The following is a 14,919-nucleotide window of genomic DNA, read 5'->3' on the forward strand; positions in this document are numbered from 1 at the left end:
GACCGATGACCACGCAGCGTTTCCCCCTGCCCGACGTCGGTGAGGGCCTGACGGAGGCCGAGATCGTCGAGTGGCGCGTCGCCGTCGGCGACACCGTCGCGGTCAACCAGGTGTTCGTGGAGATCGAGAGCGCCAAGTCGCTCGTCGAGCTGCCGTCGCCGTGGGCCGGCACCGTCACGGCGCTGCTCGCCGAGGAGGGCACCACGGTCGACGTCGGCACGCCCATCATCGAGGTCAGCACCGGTGCCGACGCGCCCGCGGACGCCCCCGGGTCCTCGGGGGGCTCCTCCGACGAGGCTGTGTACTACGGGTCGGGCGAGGGCTCGGGTGCCGTGCTCGTCGGGTACGGCACCGGCGGCGACACCGGCTCCGGTCGGCGGCGCCGGCGGCGAGCCTCCACCCCGTCGGTCGAGCCTGTCGAGACCCGCTCGCCGGTCGAGCCTGTCGAGACCACCTCGTCGGTCGAGCCTGTCGAGACCACCCCGCCGGTCGAGCCTGTCGAGACCACCTCGTCGGTCGAGCCTGTCGAGACCAAGAAGAGTCGGGTTTCGACAAGCTCAACCAGCGGGGGGATCGAGCGGGCGATGGCGAGCGTGCCCGCGTCGTCGGCCCCCGGCGCGCGGGTGCTCGCGAAGCCGCCGGTGCGCAAGCTCGCCAAGGACCTGGGCGTCGACCTCACGTCGGTGCACCCCAGCGGCCCGGGCGGGATCGTCACGCGGGAGGACGTCGTCGCGCACGCCGAGGGCGCGGCGCCCAAGGCCCTGGCCACGTACCCCGACGACGACCGGCCGTGGCTCGCCTCGGGCGCCGTCACACACGACGGGCGACAGACGCGCGTGCCCGTGAAGTCGGTGCGCAAGCGCACGGCCGAGGCGATGGTGGCCAGCGCGTTCACCGCCCCGCACGTCACGGTCTTCCAGACGATCGACGTCACGAAGACGATGAAGCTCGTCGCCAGGCTCAAGGAGGACCGCGACTTCGCCGACGTGCGCGTCACGCCGCTGCTCGTCGCGGCCAAGGCGATGGTGCTCGCCGTCAACCGGCACCCGGAGATCAACGCGAGCTGGGACGACGCCGCGCAGGAGATCGTCTACAAGCACTACGTCAACCTGGGGATTGCCGCCGCGACCCCGCGCGGCCTCGTCGTGCCGAACATCAAGGACGCGCACACCCTCGACCTGCTCGGGCTCGCGAAGGCGATCGCCGACCTGACCGCGACGGCGCGCGCCGGCCGCACCTCGCCGTCGGACATGTCGGGCGGCTCGATCACCATCACGAACGTCGGCATCTTCGGCACCGACACGGGCACCCCGATCCTCAACCCCGGCGAGGCCGGCATCCTCGCGTTCGGAGCGATCCGGAAGCAGCCGTGGGTGCACAAGGGCAAGATCAAGGCGCGGTGGGTCACCCAGCTCTCGCTGTCCTTCGACCACCGCCTGGTCGACGGCGAGCTCGGCGCCCGCTTCCTGTCCGACGTCGCCAGGGTGCTCGAGGACCCCGCCCACGGGCTCGTCTGGGGCTGAGCAGCACCCGCGAGGTAGTCCCAGATCCCGCGAGGTAGTTCGAAAATCCGCGAGGTAGTTCCAAAAACGACGAGGTAGTTCGAATCTGCGCAAGGTGATGGACAACCTCGGCCGGTTTCGAACTACCTCGTCGTTTTTGGAACTACCTCGCGGATTTTCGAACTACCTCGCGGGATCTGGAACTACCTCGCGGAGGGTCAGAGCGGCATGCCGACGTACTGGGTCTCCTGGTACTCGGCGATGCCCTCGAACCCGCCCTCGCGGCCGGTGCCGGACTGCTTCATCCCGCCGAACGGCGCAGCGGCGTTGGAGATGACGCCGGCGTTGAGGCCCAGCAGCCCGAACTCCAGCCGCTCGGCGAACGCCAGCCCGCGGCGCACGTCCTTCGTGAAGACGTACGACGCCAGCCCGTACTCGGTGGAGTTGGCGAGCTCCGCGGCCTCGTCCTCGGTGCGGAACGTCGCGACCGGTGCGACGGGGCCGAAGATCTCCTCGCGCATGCAGCGGGCGTCGACGGGGACGTCGCGCAGCAGCGTGGGCTGGAAGAAGTGGCCCGGGCCGTCGACGCGCGAGCCGCCGACGACGACGTGCGCGCCGCGGGACACGGCGTCGTCCACGAGGGCGGCGACGGAGTCCACGGCCTTCGCCTCGACGAGCGGGCCGAGCGTGGTGCCGTCGTCCAGGCCGTCCCCGACGACGACGGCGCGCATGCGCTCGGCCAGCCGGGCCACGAACTCGTCGGCCACGGACTCGTGCACGTAGAAGCGGTTGGCGGCCGTGCAGGCCTCGCCGCCGTTGCGCAGCTTGGCGGCCATCGCGCCGTCGACGGCGACGTCGAGGTCGGCGTCCTCGAAGACCACGAGCGGGGCGTTGCCGCCGAGCTCCATGGACGTGCGCAGCACGTTGTCCGCGGCCGACTTCAGCAGGCTCTGGCCCACCGGCGTGGACCCCGTGAAGGAGATCTTGCGCAGCCGGGGGTCGGCCAGGAGCGGCTCGCTCACCGCGGACGCCGACGCCGACGGCACCACGTTGAGCACGCCGTGGGGCAGGCCGGCCTCGACCATGAGCTGTGCGAACAGCAGCGACGTGAGCGGCGTGAGCCGGGCCGGCTTGAGCACCATGGTGCAGCCGGCCGCGACGGCGGGCGCCACCTTGCGGGTCGCCATCGCCAGGGGGAAGTTCCACGGCGTGATGAGCAGGCACGGGCCCACCGGGCGGCGCTGCACCAGCATGCGCAGCGACCCCTCGGGCGTGTGCGCGTACCGACCCTCGTCGTGCGTCGCCTGCTCGGCGAACCAGCGCAGGAACTCGCCGCCGTAGGTGACCTCGCCGCGCGCCTCGGCGAGCGGCTTGCCCATCTCGAGCGTCATGAGCAGTGCGAGGTCCTCGCGCCGGTCCTGCACGAGGGCGAACGCCCGGCGCAGGATCTCGGCCCGCTCGCGCGCCGGGGTCGCGCCCCACGCACCCTGCGCCGCCGCGGCGGCGTCGAGCGCGGCGCGGGCGTCGTCGCTGGTCGCCGAGGCGACCTGGGTCAGCGTGTCGCCGGTGGCGGGGTTCTCCACGGCGAACGTGCCGCCGTCGGACGCGTCGCGCCAGGCACCGTCGATCAGCAGGCCGGTCGGGGTCGAGGGCAGCAACGCCGCCGCACGCTCGCGCCGCTCGCTGGTTGAGCCTGTCGAAACCGATCCTGTCGAAACCGTCGTCATCGGGTTCCACCGTCCTTCGGCCGTGTCGTTGCTGGTGTGCGGGAGGCGACGCGGGCCGCGAGCTGCTCGGCCCCGCGCGCGATCAGGGTGACGTCGGCGCCGACGACGACGTAGGCCGCGCCGGCGTCCAGGTAGCGGTCGGCCATCGCGGGGTCGAAGGCGTTGACGCCGACGGGCGTGCCCGCGCGTCCGCACGCGGCGATCGCGCCGAGCACGGCGTCGACCACCTCGGGGTGGTCCTGCTTCCCCAGGTGCCCGAGCGACGCGGCGAGGTCGGCGGGGCCGATCAGGACCGCGCCGACGCCGGGCGTGCCGGCGATCGCCTCGGCGTCCTCGATCGCGGCGCGGGTCTCGAGCTGCACGACCAGCGTGATGCCGTCGTCCGCTCCGCCCAGGTAGCCCGGCACCCGGCTCCACCGTGACGACCGGGCCAGCGCGCTGCCCACGCCGCGCACGCCTGCCGGCGGGTACCGCACCGCGCGCACGGCGTCGGCGGCCTGGGCGGCCGAGTCCACCATGGGCACCAGCACGTTCATGGCGCCCAGGTCGAGCACCCGTTTGAGCCCGACCGGGTCGCCGGACGGCACCCGCACGAGCGTCGCGACGGGGTACGCGGCCGTCGCCTGGAGCTGCGCGAGCACGGTGGTGAGGTCGTTGGGCCCGTGTTCGCCGTCCACCAGCACGACGTCGAGGCCGCTGCCGGCCAGGATCTCCGCCGCCAGGGGGCTGCCCAGGCTGGACCAGGCACCCACCACCGGACGCCCGTCCGCGGCGGCCAGGATCTGGGCGAGCGAGCGGTCGGTGGTCGGTCCGTCGGTCGTCACGCGAAGCGGCATGTCACGGCCCCCAGGGTCCCGTAGTCGGCGTGCACGGTGTCGCCCGGCTGCACCCACGTGGGGCGGGTGAACGACCCGGACAGGATGGTCTCCCCGGCGGCGAGCGTATCGCCGTGCGCGGCGAGCTTGTTCGCCAGCCACGCGACCCCGGTGGCGGGGTGCCCCAGCACGCCCGCGGCGACGCCGGTCTCCTCGATGGTCTCGTTCCGGTACAGCAGGGCAGAGACCCAGCGCAGGTCGACGTCGTCGACCCGCACGGGCCGGCCGCCGAGCACCATGGCGCCCATCGCGGCGTTGTCGCTGATGGTGTCGACGATGGTGCGGCCGGCCATCTCGACGCGCGCGTCGAGGATCTCCAGCGCGGGCACGACGCGGTCGGTCGCTCGCAGCACGTCCGTCGCGGTGACGCCGGGGCCTTGCAACGGCGCTGCGAGCACGAATGCCAGCTCCACCTCGACGCGCACGTTGGAGAACGCCGCGTGCTCCACGACGCCGCCGGACTCCAGCACCATGTCGTCGAAGATGACGCCGTAGTCCGGCTCGGTGATGCCCGTGGCGGCCTGCATCGCCTTCGACGTCAGCCCGATCTTGTGTCCGACGACGCGCCGGCCGCGCGCGACGCCCCGGTCGCGCCAGGTGCGCTGCACGGCGTATGCGTCGGTCACCGTCATACCGTTGTGGCGCGCGGTGAGCAGGGGCACCGGGGTGCGGGTGCGGTCGGCCTCAGCGAGCTCGTCCGCGATCGCGACGACGGCGGCGTCGTCGAGCGTGCGCTCGCCGTCGGCGGAGGGTGCGCCGCTCACAGCGTCGCCCCCAGCTTGAAGCCCTGCGCCCCGTCGCCGTCCTCGTCCCGGCGCGTGTACGAGAAGCCGTCGGCGCCGACGGTCACCTCCATCTCGGAGTCCTCGGTGCGGGCCACCAGTGGCTGTGGGTTGCCGTCGAGGTCGAGCACGAGCGACGCCTCGGTGTACCAGCTCGGCACCACGGGGTTGCCCCACCAGTCGCGCCGCTGGTTGTCGTGCACGTCCCAGGTGACCACCGGGTTGTCCGGGTCCCCCGTGTAGTAGTCCTGCGTGTAGATCTCGACGCGGTGCCCGTCCGGGTCGCGCAGGTACAGGTAGAACGCGTTCGACACGCCGTGCCGCCCCGGGCCGCGCTCGATGCAGTCCGACCGTCGGAGGGCGCCGAGCTTGTCGCAGATCGCGAGGATGTTGTGCTTCTCGTGCGTCGAGAACGCCACGTGGTGCATGCGCGGGCCGTCGCCGCCGGTCATGGCCGTGTCGTGCACGGTGGGCTTGCGCCGCATCCAGGCAGCGTAGACGGTCCCCTCGGCGTCCTGGATGTCCTCCGTGACGCGGAAGCCCAGGTCCTGCATGTACCTCACCGCGCGCGGGATGTCGGGCGTCACCTGGTTGAAGTGGTCCAGGCGGACGAGGGCGCCGGGCGTGTACAGGTCGTAGCGCCAGGCGAGGCGCTCCACGTGCTCGACGTCGTGGAAGAACTCGTACGGGAAGCCGAGCGGGTCGGTGACGCGGACCGAGTCGCCGATGCCGCGGGTCCACCCCCCGCCCCGGCGCTCCACGCGGCACCCGAGCTCGGTGAAGAAGGCGACGGCCTTGTCGAGGTCCTCGGGCGTGCGCACCCGGTAGCTGAACGCGGCGACCGCGGCGACCGGGCCCCGGCGCAGCACGAGGTTGTGGTGGATGAACTCCTCCATCGAGCGGAGGTAGACGGCGTCCTCGTCCTCCTCGGTCACGACCAGGCCGAGCACGTCCACGTAGAACTGGCGGGAGGCGGCGAGGTCGGTGACGACCAGCTCCATGGACGCGCAGCGCAGGATGTCCGGGGGCTCCGCCTGCGGCGTCGCGACCGGGTTGTCGCAGCGGATGGGGGCCTCCTGCGAGACGTAGAAGCCGGAGGAGGTCAGGGTGCGGTCCTCGAGATGAGTCATGTCAGGCGTCCTTGCCGGATCGGTGGGGTCAGCTCTTGCCGAAGGTCGGGTTGTGCACCTTGCCGAGCGTGATGTGCACGGCCTGCTGGTCGGTGTAGAAGTCGATGGACCGGTAGCCGCCCTCGTGCCCGAGGCCGGAGGCCTTGACGCCGCCGAACGGGGTGCGCAGGTCGCGCACGTTGTTCGAGTTCAGCCACACCATCCCGGCCTCGACGGCCTGCGAGAAGTTGTGCGCCCGCTTGAGGTCGTTGGTCCACACGTACGCGGCGAGGCCGTACTTCACGCCGTTGGCGAGCTCGAGCGCCTCGGCCTCGGTGTCGAACGGCGTGATGGCGACGACGGGCCCGAAGATCTCCTCCTGGAAGATCCGGGCGTCGGGCTTGACGTCGGCGAACACCGTGGGCGCCACGAAATTGCCGGTCTCGAAGCCCTCGGGGCGGCCACCGCCGGCCACCAGCCGGCCCTCGGCCTTGCCGAGCTCGACGTAGCTCATGACCTTCGCAAAGTGCTCCGGGTGCACGAGGGCGCCCACCTCGGTGGCCGGGTCGTGCGGGTAGCCGACGCGCACCCGCTCCGCCTGCGCCGCGTAGCGCTCCACGAACTCGTCGTAGACGGACCGCTCCACGAGGATGCGGCTGCCGGCGGTGCAGCGCTCGCCGTTGAGGGAGAAGACGCCGAAGATCGTCGCGTCGATCGCGGCGTCCAGGTCGGCGTCGGCGAAGACGATCGCGGGCGACTTGCCGCCCAGCTCCATCGACAGGCCCTTGAGGTGCGGGGCGGCATTGGCGAAGATCAGCTGCCCCGTGCTGCTCTCGCCGGTGAAGGAGATGAGCGGGACGTCGGGGTGCTTGACGAGCGCGTCGCCGGCCTCCTCGCCGAGCCCGTTGACGAGGTTGAACACGCCGCGGGGCAGCCCCGCCTCCTCGAAGATCCCGGCCCACAGGGAAGCGGAGAGGGGCGTGAACTCGGCGGGCTTGAGGACGACGGTGTTGCCGGTGGCGATCGCGGGCGCGAGCTTCCAGGACTCGAGCATGAACGGCGTGTTCCACGGCGTGATGAGCCCGGCGACGCCGATCGGCTTGCGGTTCACGTAGTTGATCTGCCGCCCCGGCACCTTGTAGGTGTCGTCGGCCTGCGCCACGATCAGGTCCGCGAAGAAGCGGAAGTTCTCGGCCGCGCGGCGCGCCTGGCCCAGCGCCTGGGTGATCGGCAGGCCCGAGTCGAAGCTCTCCAGCTCGGCAAGTCGGGCGTCGCGCGAGTCCACGATCTCGGCGATCTTGTGCAGCACGCGCGAGCGCTCGCGCGGCAGCATCCGCGGCCACGGACCCTCGGCGAAAGCGCGGCGGGCGGCGGCGACGGCGGCGTCGACGTCGGCCTGCTTGCCGGCGGCGGCCTGCAGGTACGTCTCGTTGGAGACCGGGTCCAGCACGTCGAACGTGGCGCCGTCGGCCGAGTCGACGAAGCGGCCGCCGATGTAGTGCTGGACGGTGGTCGGCAGGTCGGCAGGACGCTGGATCTGCGGCGAGTTCTGCTCGGTCATCAGTTCTCCTCAGGCTGTTCGACGGCGCTGCGCGGACGGTGCTCGGCCTGGTACGCCAGCACCGCGTCGAGCGTGTGGGTGCGGTGGCGGCGGGCGGCGAGCTCGACGTCGATGGCGTCCCGGCCCCCCGCCTGGAAGTCGGTGATCAGGTCGAGGATCTGGTCGTGCTCGGTGACCGACTCGCGCGCCCGGCCGGGCACGAACGAGAACGACGAGTCGCGCAGCACGGTCATGCGCCGCCAGCCGCGGTGCACGAGGTCGAGCACGTGCGGGTTGGGGCACGGCTCGAACAGCACCGCGTGGAACTCGAGGTTGAGCTCGGTGAAGCGGTGCGGGTCGAAGTCGTCGAGGCACCCGCGCATCCGCTTGTTGACCGCCCGGGCGGCGTCGAGCTGCGCGGGCGTCAGGTGCGGGGCGGAGAGCGCGGTGGCGAACCCCTCGACCAGCGCCAGCGTCTCCATCGTGTGCTGGTACTCGGTCTCCTTGATCAGGGCGACCTGGGCGCCGACGTTGCGCTCGAACGTCACCAGGCCCTCCGCCTCGAGGCGGCGGATCGCCTCCCGCACCGGCACCACCGACATGTCCAGCTCGCTCGCGAGCTGCGCCAGCACGAGCCGGTAGCCGGGCACGTAGGTGCCGCCCTCGATCCGCTCGCGCAGGAACGCGTAGGCGCGCTGCGACTTGCTCTGGGCGGCCGTCACCGTCATCCGGCACCCCCGGCGCCCGTCTCGCGCTCGAACCGGGCCCGCCACTCGGCGTTCATGGGGAACAGCCCGTCCACGGGGGCGCCACCGGCGACCTGCTGCGCCACCCAGGCGTCGGCCGCCTCCTGCGCCTCGGCCTCGGCGAGCACGTCGGCGACGAGGGCGGGCGGGATGACGAGCACGCCGTCGCCGTCGCCCACCACGACGTCGCCCGGCTGCACCGCGGCCCCGCCGCAGGCGACGGTCACGTCGGTCTCCCACGGCACGTGCTTGCGACCGAGGACGGACGGGTGCGGGCCCTGGGAGAACACCGGGATGCCGATGTCGGCCACGGCGTCGGCGTCGCGCACACCGCCGTCCGTGACGATCGCCGCGGCGCCGCGCACGTGGGCGCGCAGGGCGAGCACGTCGCCCACGGTGCCGGTGCCGCGCTCGCCGCGGGCCTCGATCACGATCACCTCGCCCGGCTCGACGGCGTCGAACGCGCGCTTCTGCGCGTTGAACCCGCCGCCGTGCGACGCGAACAGGTCGGGGCGGAACGGGATCAGCCGCAGCGTGCGGGCGGTGCCGACGAACCGGTCGCCCCCGTGGTTGCCGTGCACGCCCTCGACGAAGACGTCGGTGTACCCGCGCTTGCGCAGCACGGCCGACAGCGTCGCGACGGCGACGCCGACGAACCGCTCGCGCATCGCGTCGGTGAGCACCCCGCTGGTTGAGCCTGTCGAGACCCCGTCGGTGGTCTCGACAGGCTCGACCGGCGGCGGGGCGCCCCAGGCCTCGGCGCGCTGCTTCTCGTCGACGGCGGGCTTCGAGCCGTAGTCGCCGAACTCGCGGGTGCCGGCGATGACGGTGGTGACCAGGCGGCCGCTGGTCGGGGCGCCGGGCGCGTCCGGGGCGTCCACCTCGACCTCCACGACCTGACCGGGCTCCACCACCGACGAGCCGGCGGGGGTGCCGGTGAGGATGACGTCGCCGGCCTCGAGCGTGAGGTGCTGCGAGAGGTCGGCGACGAGGCGCCCGACGTCGAAGAGCAGCGTGCCCGTCGAGTCGTCCTGCACCAGCTCGCCGTCCACCCACGTACGCACCCGCAGGCCCGCGGGGTCGACGTCGGCCGCCGGGATCCACCGCGGCCCGAGCGGCGTGAACCCGTCGCCGCCCTTGTTGCGCAGGTTGGAGCCCTTGTCGGCGGCGCGCAGGTCGTACAGGCCGAAGTCGTTGGCCGCGGTGACGGCGTCGACGTGCGACCAGCCGTCGGCGGGGGAGACCCAGCGCGCCGGCGTCCCGATGCGGACCGCGACCTCGCCCTCGAACGCGAGCAGCTCGGTGCCGAGCGGGCGCTCGATCGTGCCGCCCGTCGCGGAGAGTGACGAGGCGGGCTTGAGGAAGTAGGACGGCTGGCTCGGCGTCCGGCCCCGCTGCGCGGCGCGCGAGGGGTAGTTCAGGTGGACGGCGATGATCTTGCCGGGCTGGTCGTCGATGACCACGGGGACCCCTTCGTCGTGTCGAACACGTCGTGTCGTATCACGCATCGTATACGATGCCTCGAAACGCCGCGGACCGACAGAGAGGTCACCGCCATGACTTCGGGCACCGACGCCCTGACCACCACCGCCGACGGCGCCCGGCGCCGCGAGCTGCGACGCGTCGCGTTCGCGACCGTCATCGGCACCACGATCGAGTGGTACGACTTCTTCCTCTACGCCAGCGCCGCCGGGCTCGTCTTCGGGGCGCTCTTCTTCGAGCCGGCCGGGTCGTCGATCGGGACGCTTCTCGCGTTCGCGACCGTCGGCATCAGCTTCCTGTTCCGGCCGCTCGGCGCCTTCCTGGCCGGGCACTTCGGCGACCGGATCGGCCGCAAGTCCATGCTCGTCGTCACCCTGGTCCTGATGGGCGCCGCCACCACCCTCATCGGGCTGCTGCCCACCTACGACCAGATCGGCATCCTGGCCCCGGTGCTGCTCGTCCTGCTGCGCATCCTGCAGGGCCTGTCCACCGGCGGCGAGTGGGGCGGGGCGGTGCTGATGGCCGTCGAGCACGCCCCGGCCGGTCAGCGCGGCCGGATGGGCGCCTTCCCGCAGATCGGCGTCCCGATCGGGCTCCTGCTGGCCTCCGGCATGCTCGCCCTCATGACCGGCGTCATCTCGCCGGGGGACGCCTTCGTCGCCTGGGGATGGCGCGTCCCGTTCCTGCTGAGCGTGGTGCTGATCGCGGTCGGGTTCGTGGTGCGGCGCTCGGTGGAGGAGAGCCCCGTCTTCCTGGAGATCGCGGAGAAGAAGGCGGCCGCGAAGACGCCGATCCTCACGCTGTTCCGCAAGCACTGGCTGCTCGTGCTGCTCGCCGCGCTCACGTTCGCGGGCAACAACGCCGCCGGGTACATGACCACGGGCGGCTACCTGCAGAACTACGCGACCACGCCGCTCGCCGACGGCGGCCTCGTGGGCATGGACCGCACCCCGGTGCTGCTCGCCGTGGCCGGCGCTTCCGTCGTCTGGCTGGCGTGCACCTTCGCCGCGGGGGCGGTGTCCGACCGGATCGGCCGGCGGAACACCTACATCATCGGCTGGATCGCCTTCCTCGCCACCGTCTTCCTGCTCTTCCCGCTGGTGAACACCGGCAACCCGTGGCTGCTGTTCCTGGGGGTGTCGCTGTTCGCCATCGGCAACGGGTTCACCTACGGGCAGCAGGCGGCGTACTTCGCGGAGCTGTTCCCGGCGTCGATCCGCTACTCGGGGGTGTCGATCACGTACGCGTTCGGCGCGATCCTCGGCGGCGCGTTCGCCCCGACGATCGCGGCCTGGCTGGTGCAGAGCACGGGCACGGCCACGTCCGTCGCGTTCTACATCGCCGGGGTCATGGTCGTCGCGTTCGCCGCCACGCTGCTGCTGCGCGACCGCACCGGCATCCCGCTCGGGCCGGAGCACGAGGACGAGCAGGCGGCCAGCCCGATCTACGGGTTGTCGCGGGCCTGAGGAGCCGCGGGGCACGCCCGGCGCCCGGCCTCGCAGCTTCTTGCGCAGGCTCTTGTAGGTGCGCTCGGTGGCGCGGCCCCAGGTGCCGGTGGCGGACACGCTACGGGGAGGGCTCAGCCGCCGAGGGCGTCGCGGACCGCGCTCGCCGACGCGGTGAGCCGGGCGGCGACGTGCGCGTGGTCGAGCGGGCTCGCGACGTGCACGACGGCGACTGCCGCCGGCCCGCGCCCGCGCAGCGCGAGCGGCACGGCGACGGACTCCAGGCTGGGGATGACCTCGTCGTGGCTGGTGGCGTACCCGCGCCGGGCGGCCTCCGCCACGGTCCGGTGCAGGGCGTCGGACGCGCCCGACGGCCACTGGGCCTCCGGCAGCAGCGTGAGGATCGCCTTGCCCGGGGCGCCGGCGGTGACGGGGTGCCGGGTGCCGGGGCGCTGCGCCACGGGCGCGACGGCGTGCCGCGGCTCCACGCTGACGAGGGTGACGCACTCGTCGTGGTCGAGCACGGCGACGAAGCACGTCATCCCCAGCTCGTTCGCGACGGCGGTGAGCTCGGGCAGTGCCTCGGCCTGCAGGTCGTGGGCGACGCCCGCGGCAAGGGCGGCCATCCGGGCGCCGAGCGACACGTGGCCGTTCGCGTCGCGCACCACGAGCCCGTGGTGCTCCAGCGTGCGCAGCAGCCGGTAGGCGTTGGAGCGGTGCACCTCGAGGCGCTGTGCGAGGCCGTCGATCGTCAGGGGCTCGCGCGCGTCGGCGAGGATCTCCAGGATCCGGATGCCGCGGCTCAGCGTCTGCGAGGCGGCCCCGCCGCGGGGCTGCTCGGTCATCGTCGTCCTCCGGTCGCCGTCGTCCAGTCTCTGGGGCCTCTCTGGGGCTTCCGGGGGGATTGAGCCGCGTGACGCCCGTGGGCTAGCCTGCATTCAATAGTAGAACGCCGCGTTCGAATATAGAACGAGCGACGACGCGGTGCAAGACCTTGGCCGCAGTGCAAGGCCCGACGGCGAAGTCGGCGCATCGATGACGATGAGGAGAGTCCGTGCAGTTCCACCACCACGGCTACGTGTCCGGCGACCCGCGGGTGCTGCCGCCCGCCGGCACCGGCGTGGACCGTCCCGACGAGCTGCCCGACGAGGTCGACGTGCTCGTCGTCGGGTCCGGACCGGCCGGCATCGTCACCGCGGCGCAGCTGGCGCAGTTTCCGGACATCACGACGCGCCTCGTCGAGCGCCGCCCCGGCCGGCTGGAGATCGGCCAGGCGGACGGCATCCAGGCCCGCAGCGTCGAGACGTTCCAGGCCTTCGGCTTCGCCGAACGCATCGTCGCCGAGGCGTACCGCATCACGGAGATGGCGTTCTGGAAGCCGGACCCGGCGAACGTCGACCACATCGTGCGCGCGGCGCGGCCGGTGGACGACCCGACCGGCGTCAGCGAGTTCCCGCACCTCATCGTCAACCAGGCGCGCGTGCTCGACTACTTCGCCGAGGTCGCCGCGAACGCGCCCACGCGCTCGACGCCCGACTACGGGTGGGAGTTCGTCGACCTGCGGGTGGAGGACGAGGGCGAGCACCCGGTCGTCGTGACGCTCCAGGGCTGCGCGGGGGAGCATGACGGCGTCCGCCGCACCGTGCGCGCCCGGTACGTCGTCGGCGCCGACGGCGCCCGCAGCGGGGTGCGCGACGCGATCGGCGCGCAGCACATGGGCAGCCCGGCCAACCACGCCTGGGGCGTGATGGACGTGCTGGCCGTCACCGACTTCCCCGACATCCGCACCAAGTGCTCGATCCAGTCCGAGGCGGGCAACATCCTGCTGATCCCCCGCGAGGGCGGCTACCTGTTCCGCATGTACGTGGACCTGGGGGAGGTTGCCGAGGGCGACCGCCGCGCGGTGCGCGCCACGACGATCGACCAGATCATCGCCAGGGCAAACGAGATCCTCACGCCCTACACGCTGGACGTGAAGGACGTCGCGTGGCACAGCGTCTACGAGGTGGGCCACCGGCTGACGGACCGCTTCGACGACGTGCCGGTCGAGGAGGCCGGCACGCGCACGCCGCGCGTCTTCATCACCGGCGACGCCTGCCACACGCACAGCGCCAAGGCCGGCCAGGGGATGAACGTGTCCATGCAGGACGGCTTCAACATCGGGTGGAAGCTCGGGCACGTGCTCGACGGCCGCGCGCCCGCGGAGCTGCTGGCCACGTACAACGCCGAGCGGCACGTGGTGGCGAAGGACCTCATCGACTTCGACCGCGAGTGGTCGACGATGATGGCGAAGAAGCCGGAGGAGTTCGACTCCCCGTCCGAGCTCGAGGACTTCTACGTGCGCACCGCCGAGTTCCCGGCGGGCTTCATGACCGAGTACCAGCCGTCGATGATCGTCGGGGAGCGGTCGCACCAGGCCCTCGCGGCCGGCTTCCCGGTCGGCAAGCGGTTCCGGTCGGCGCCCGTGGTGCGCCTGGCGGACACCAACCCGGTCCACCTGGGCCACCACCACCGCGCCGACGGGCGCTGGCGCCTCTACGCGTTCGCCGACGCACCGGCGCCGGGCGAGCCGTCGGCGCTGGCGACGTGGGCTGACTGGCTCGCGGCGTCGCCGTCGTCGCCCCTGGCCCGCACCCCCGAGGGGGTCGACCCCGACGCCTGGTTCGACGTCAAGGTGGTCTACCAGCAGGACCACACGGCGATCGACATCGGCCGCGTGCCCGAGGTGTTCCTGCCCCGCGTCGGCCCGTTCGCGCTGGTCGACTACGAGAAGGTCTACGCCGCCGGCGCATCGGACGACGTCCCGGACGACATCTTCGACGCCCGGGGGCTCGACCGCGGCGGCGTGGTCGTCGTCGTGCGCCCCGACCAGTACGTGGCGCACGTGCTGCCGCTGACGGCCACCGACGAGCTCGGCGAGTTCTTCGCCGGGGCGCTCGGCCGCTGAACGGCGACGGTGCGGCAGGTTCGGTTCGGTGCGGCAGTTCGAACTGCCGCACCGAACCGAAACTGCCGCACCGTGTGTGAATCGGGCGTCTGCACCCTCGCCGCCGTCGTGCGCGTCCCCGACCTCTGCGGATACTGGATCTGAGGCGGCGCCGCGGGCGCCCGCCTGGGAGGATCCGCGATGGCTGACCTGATGATCGACTACATCACCTCGCTCGACGGCTTCGGCTCCGCCGAGGGGTGGCCCGGCCTGTGGGGCATGGGCGGCCCGGAGTACTTCGCGTTCCTCGAGGAGGACGGCAAGGAGGAGTACACGACCCTCCTGGGCGCCACGACCTACCGCCTCTTCGCGGGGTTCGCCGAGTCCGGCGAGGAAGAGATGGCCGAGGTCACGGCCCGGCCGAAGGCCGTGTTCTCCCGCACCTTGACCGAGCCGCTGGAGTGGGCGAACACGACGCTGGTCGCGGGCGACGCCGTCGAGGCCGTACGCGCGATGAAGCAGGGCGACGTCCCGCTCCGGACGATCGGCAGCCCCAGCCTCGCCCGCTCCCTGCTCGTCGCGGGCCTCGTGGACCGCGTGCGCGTCGTGGTGTTCCCGGTGGTCAACGGCGCGACCGGCGGTGACCGCCTCTACGACGGCTGGCCCGACGTCCGGCTGGAGCTCCTCGAGAGCCGGACCCTCGACGGCCGGCTGACCCTGCTCGAATACGCGCCGACGGTGCTCGACGGGCCGCCGGATACGGGGTCTACCGCCTGAGCACCCGG

At 72.5% G+C, this 14,919-nt stretch carries 12 protein-coding genes; 4 read left to right on the forward strand and 8 right to left on the reverse strand.

Features of this window, described 5'->3' with window-relative positions:
* Positions 1 to 5: 5 nt before the first annotated feature.
* A complete protein-coding gene (locus AC1C2V_RS13460) occupies positions 6 to 1,523 on the forward strand; it encodes a dihydrolipoamide acetyltransferase family protein (RefSeq protein ID WP_495390130.1) in 1,518 nt (505 codons plus the stop codon).
* A 197-nt stretch (positions 1,524 to 1,720) separates the two neighbouring features.
* Here the strand turns inward: AC1C2V_RS13460 and AC1C2V_RS13465 are convergent, their stop codons facing one another.
* The 7 genes from AC1C2V_RS13465 to AC1C2V_RS13495 are packed head-to-tail and all read right to left on the reverse strand — an operon-like array spanning position 1,721 to position 9,789.
* Positions 1,721 to 3,229, reverse strand: coding sequence for an NAD-dependent succinate-semialdehyde dehydrogenase (locus AC1C2V_RS13465; RefSeq protein ID WP_495390131.1), 1,509 nt, complete (start codon positions 3,227 to 3,229; stop codon positions 1,721 to 1,723).
* Positions 3,226 to 4,065 carry an HpcH/HpaI aldolase family protein gene (locus tag AC1C2V_RS13470; RefSeq protein ID WP_495390132.1) on the reverse strand — a complete coding sequence of 280 codons (840 nt, stop codon included), beginning with the start codon at positions 4,063 to 4,065 and terminating at the stop codon, positions 3,226 to 3,228. The genes AC1C2V_RS13465 and AC1C2V_RS13470 overlap by 4 nt, the downstream gene beginning before the upstream one ends.
* Positions 4,050 to 4,868: a 2-oxo-hept-4-ene-1,7-dioate hydratase gene (gene hpaH, locus AC1C2V_RS13475; protein ID WP_495390133.1), complete on the reverse strand. Its 819-nt coding sequence runs from the start codon at positions 4,866 to 4,868 to the stop codon at positions 4,050 to 4,052. The genes AC1C2V_RS13470 and hpaH overlap by 16 nt, the downstream gene beginning before the upstream one ends.
* Entirely contained in the window at positions 4,865 to 6,016 is a 1,152-nt protein-coding gene (hpaD, locus tag AC1C2V_RS13480) for a 3,4-dihydroxyphenylacetate 2,3-dioxygenase (RefSeq protein WP_495390134.1), read from the reverse strand. The genes hpaH and hpaD overlap by 4 nt, the downstream gene beginning before the upstream one ends.
* 28 nt (positions 6,017 to 6,044) lie before the next feature.
* Positions 6,045 to 7,556 (reverse strand): 5-carboxymethyl-2-hydroxymuconate semialdehyde dehydrogenase, encoded by a 1,512-nt coding sequence (hpaE, locus tag AC1C2V_RS13485; RefSeq protein WP_495390135.1) that lies wholly within the window; start codon positions 7,554 to 7,556, stop codon positions 6,045 to 6,047.
* A complete protein-coding gene (locus AC1C2V_RS13490) occupies positions 7,556 to 8,263 on the reverse strand; it encodes a GntR family transcriptional regulator (protein ID WP_495390136.1) in 708 nt (235 codons plus the stop codon). Before AC1C2V_RS13490 ends, hpaE begins: the two co-directional genes overlap by 1 nt.
* Positions 8,260 to 9,789, reverse strand: coding sequence for a fumarylacetoacetate hydrolase family protein (locus tag AC1C2V_RS13495; protein ID WP_495390137.1), 1,530 nt, complete (start codon positions 9,787 to 9,789; stop codon positions 8,260 to 8,262). The genes AC1C2V_RS13490 and AC1C2V_RS13495 overlap by 4 nt, the downstream gene beginning before the upstream one ends.
* A 48-nt stretch (positions 9,790 to 9,837) precedes the next feature.
* Between AC1C2V_RS13495 and AC1C2V_RS13500 the strand changes: the two genes are divergently transcribed.
* Positions 9,838 to 11,229, forward strand: a complete 1,392-nt coding sequence (locus tag AC1C2V_RS13500) for an MFS transporter (RefSeq protein ID WP_495390138.1) — start codon at positions 9,838 to 9,840, stop codon at positions 11,227 to 11,229.
* 113 nt (positions 11,230 to 11,342) lie between these two features.
* Here the strand turns inward: AC1C2V_RS13500 and AC1C2V_RS13505 are convergent, their stop codons facing one another.
* Complete coding sequence (locus AC1C2V_RS13505) at positions 11,343 to 12,053, reverse strand: IclR family transcriptional regulator (RefSeq protein ID WP_495390139.1); 711 nt, start codon at positions 12,051 to 12,053, stop codon at positions 11,343 to 11,345.
* Between the two features lie 209 nt (positions 12,054 to 12,262).
* Between AC1C2V_RS13505 and AC1C2V_RS13510 the strand changes: the two genes are divergently transcribed.
* Entirely contained in the window at positions 12,263 to 14,155 is a 1,893-nt protein-coding gene (locus AC1C2V_RS13510) for an FAD-binding monooxygenase (protein WP_495390140.1), read from the forward strand.
* 180 nt (positions 14,156 to 14,335) lie between these two features.
* On the forward strand, positions 14,336 to 14,911 hold the full coding sequence (locus AC1C2V_RS13515; RefSeq protein ID WP_495390141.1) for a dihydrofolate reductase family protein: 576 nt from the start codon (positions 14,336 to 14,338) through the stop codon (positions 14,909 to 14,911).
* Positions 14,912 to 14,919: the final 8 nt, after the last annotated feature.

Source organism: Isoptericola sp. Y541 (assembly GCF_059445465.1).

What these genes read in the sequence shown, in the direction of transcription:
- AC1C2V_RS13460 (WP_495390130.1), top strand. Translation starts at nt 6, where the DNA reads ATGACCACGCAGCGTTTCCCCCTGCCCGACGTCGGTGAGGGCCTGACG.
- AC1C2V_RS13465 (WP_495390131.1), bottom strand. Translation starts at nt 3,229, where the DNA reads ATGACGACGGTTTCGACAGGATCGGTTTCGACAGGCTCAACCAGCGAG.
- AC1C2V_RS13470 (WP_495390132.1), bottom strand. Translation starts at nt 4,065, where the DNA reads ATGCCGCTTCGCGTGACGACCGACGGACCGACCACCGACCGCTCGCTC.
- hpaD (WP_495390134.1), bottom strand. Translation starts at nt 6,016, where the DNA reads ATGACTCATCTCGAGGACCGCACCCTGACCTCCTCCGGCTTCTACGTC.
- hpaE (WP_495390135.1), bottom strand. Translation starts at nt 7,556, where the DNA reads ATGACCGAGCAGAACTCGCCGCAGATCCAGCGTCCTGCCGACCTGCCG.
- AC1C2V_RS13490 (WP_495390136.1), bottom strand. Translation starts at nt 8,263, where the DNA reads ATGACGGTGACGGCCGCCCAGAGCAAGTCGCAGCGCGCCTACGCGTTC.
- AC1C2V_RS13495 (WP_495390137.1), bottom strand. Translation starts at nt 9,789, where the DNA reads ATGCGTGATACGACACGACGTGTTCGACACGACGAAGGGGTCCCCGTG.
- AC1C2V_RS13500 (WP_495390138.1), top strand. Translation starts at nt 9,838, where the DNA reads ATGACTTCGGGCACCGACGCCCTGACCACCACCGCCGACGGCGCCCGG.
- AC1C2V_RS13505 (WP_495390139.1), bottom strand. Translation starts at nt 12,053, where the DNA reads ATGACCGAGCAGCCCCGCGGCGGGGCCGCCTCGCAGACGCTGAGCCGC.
- AC1C2V_RS13515 (WP_495390141.1), top strand. Translation starts at nt 14,336, where the DNA reads ATGGCTGACCTGATGATCGACTACATCACCTCGCTCGACGGCTTCGGC.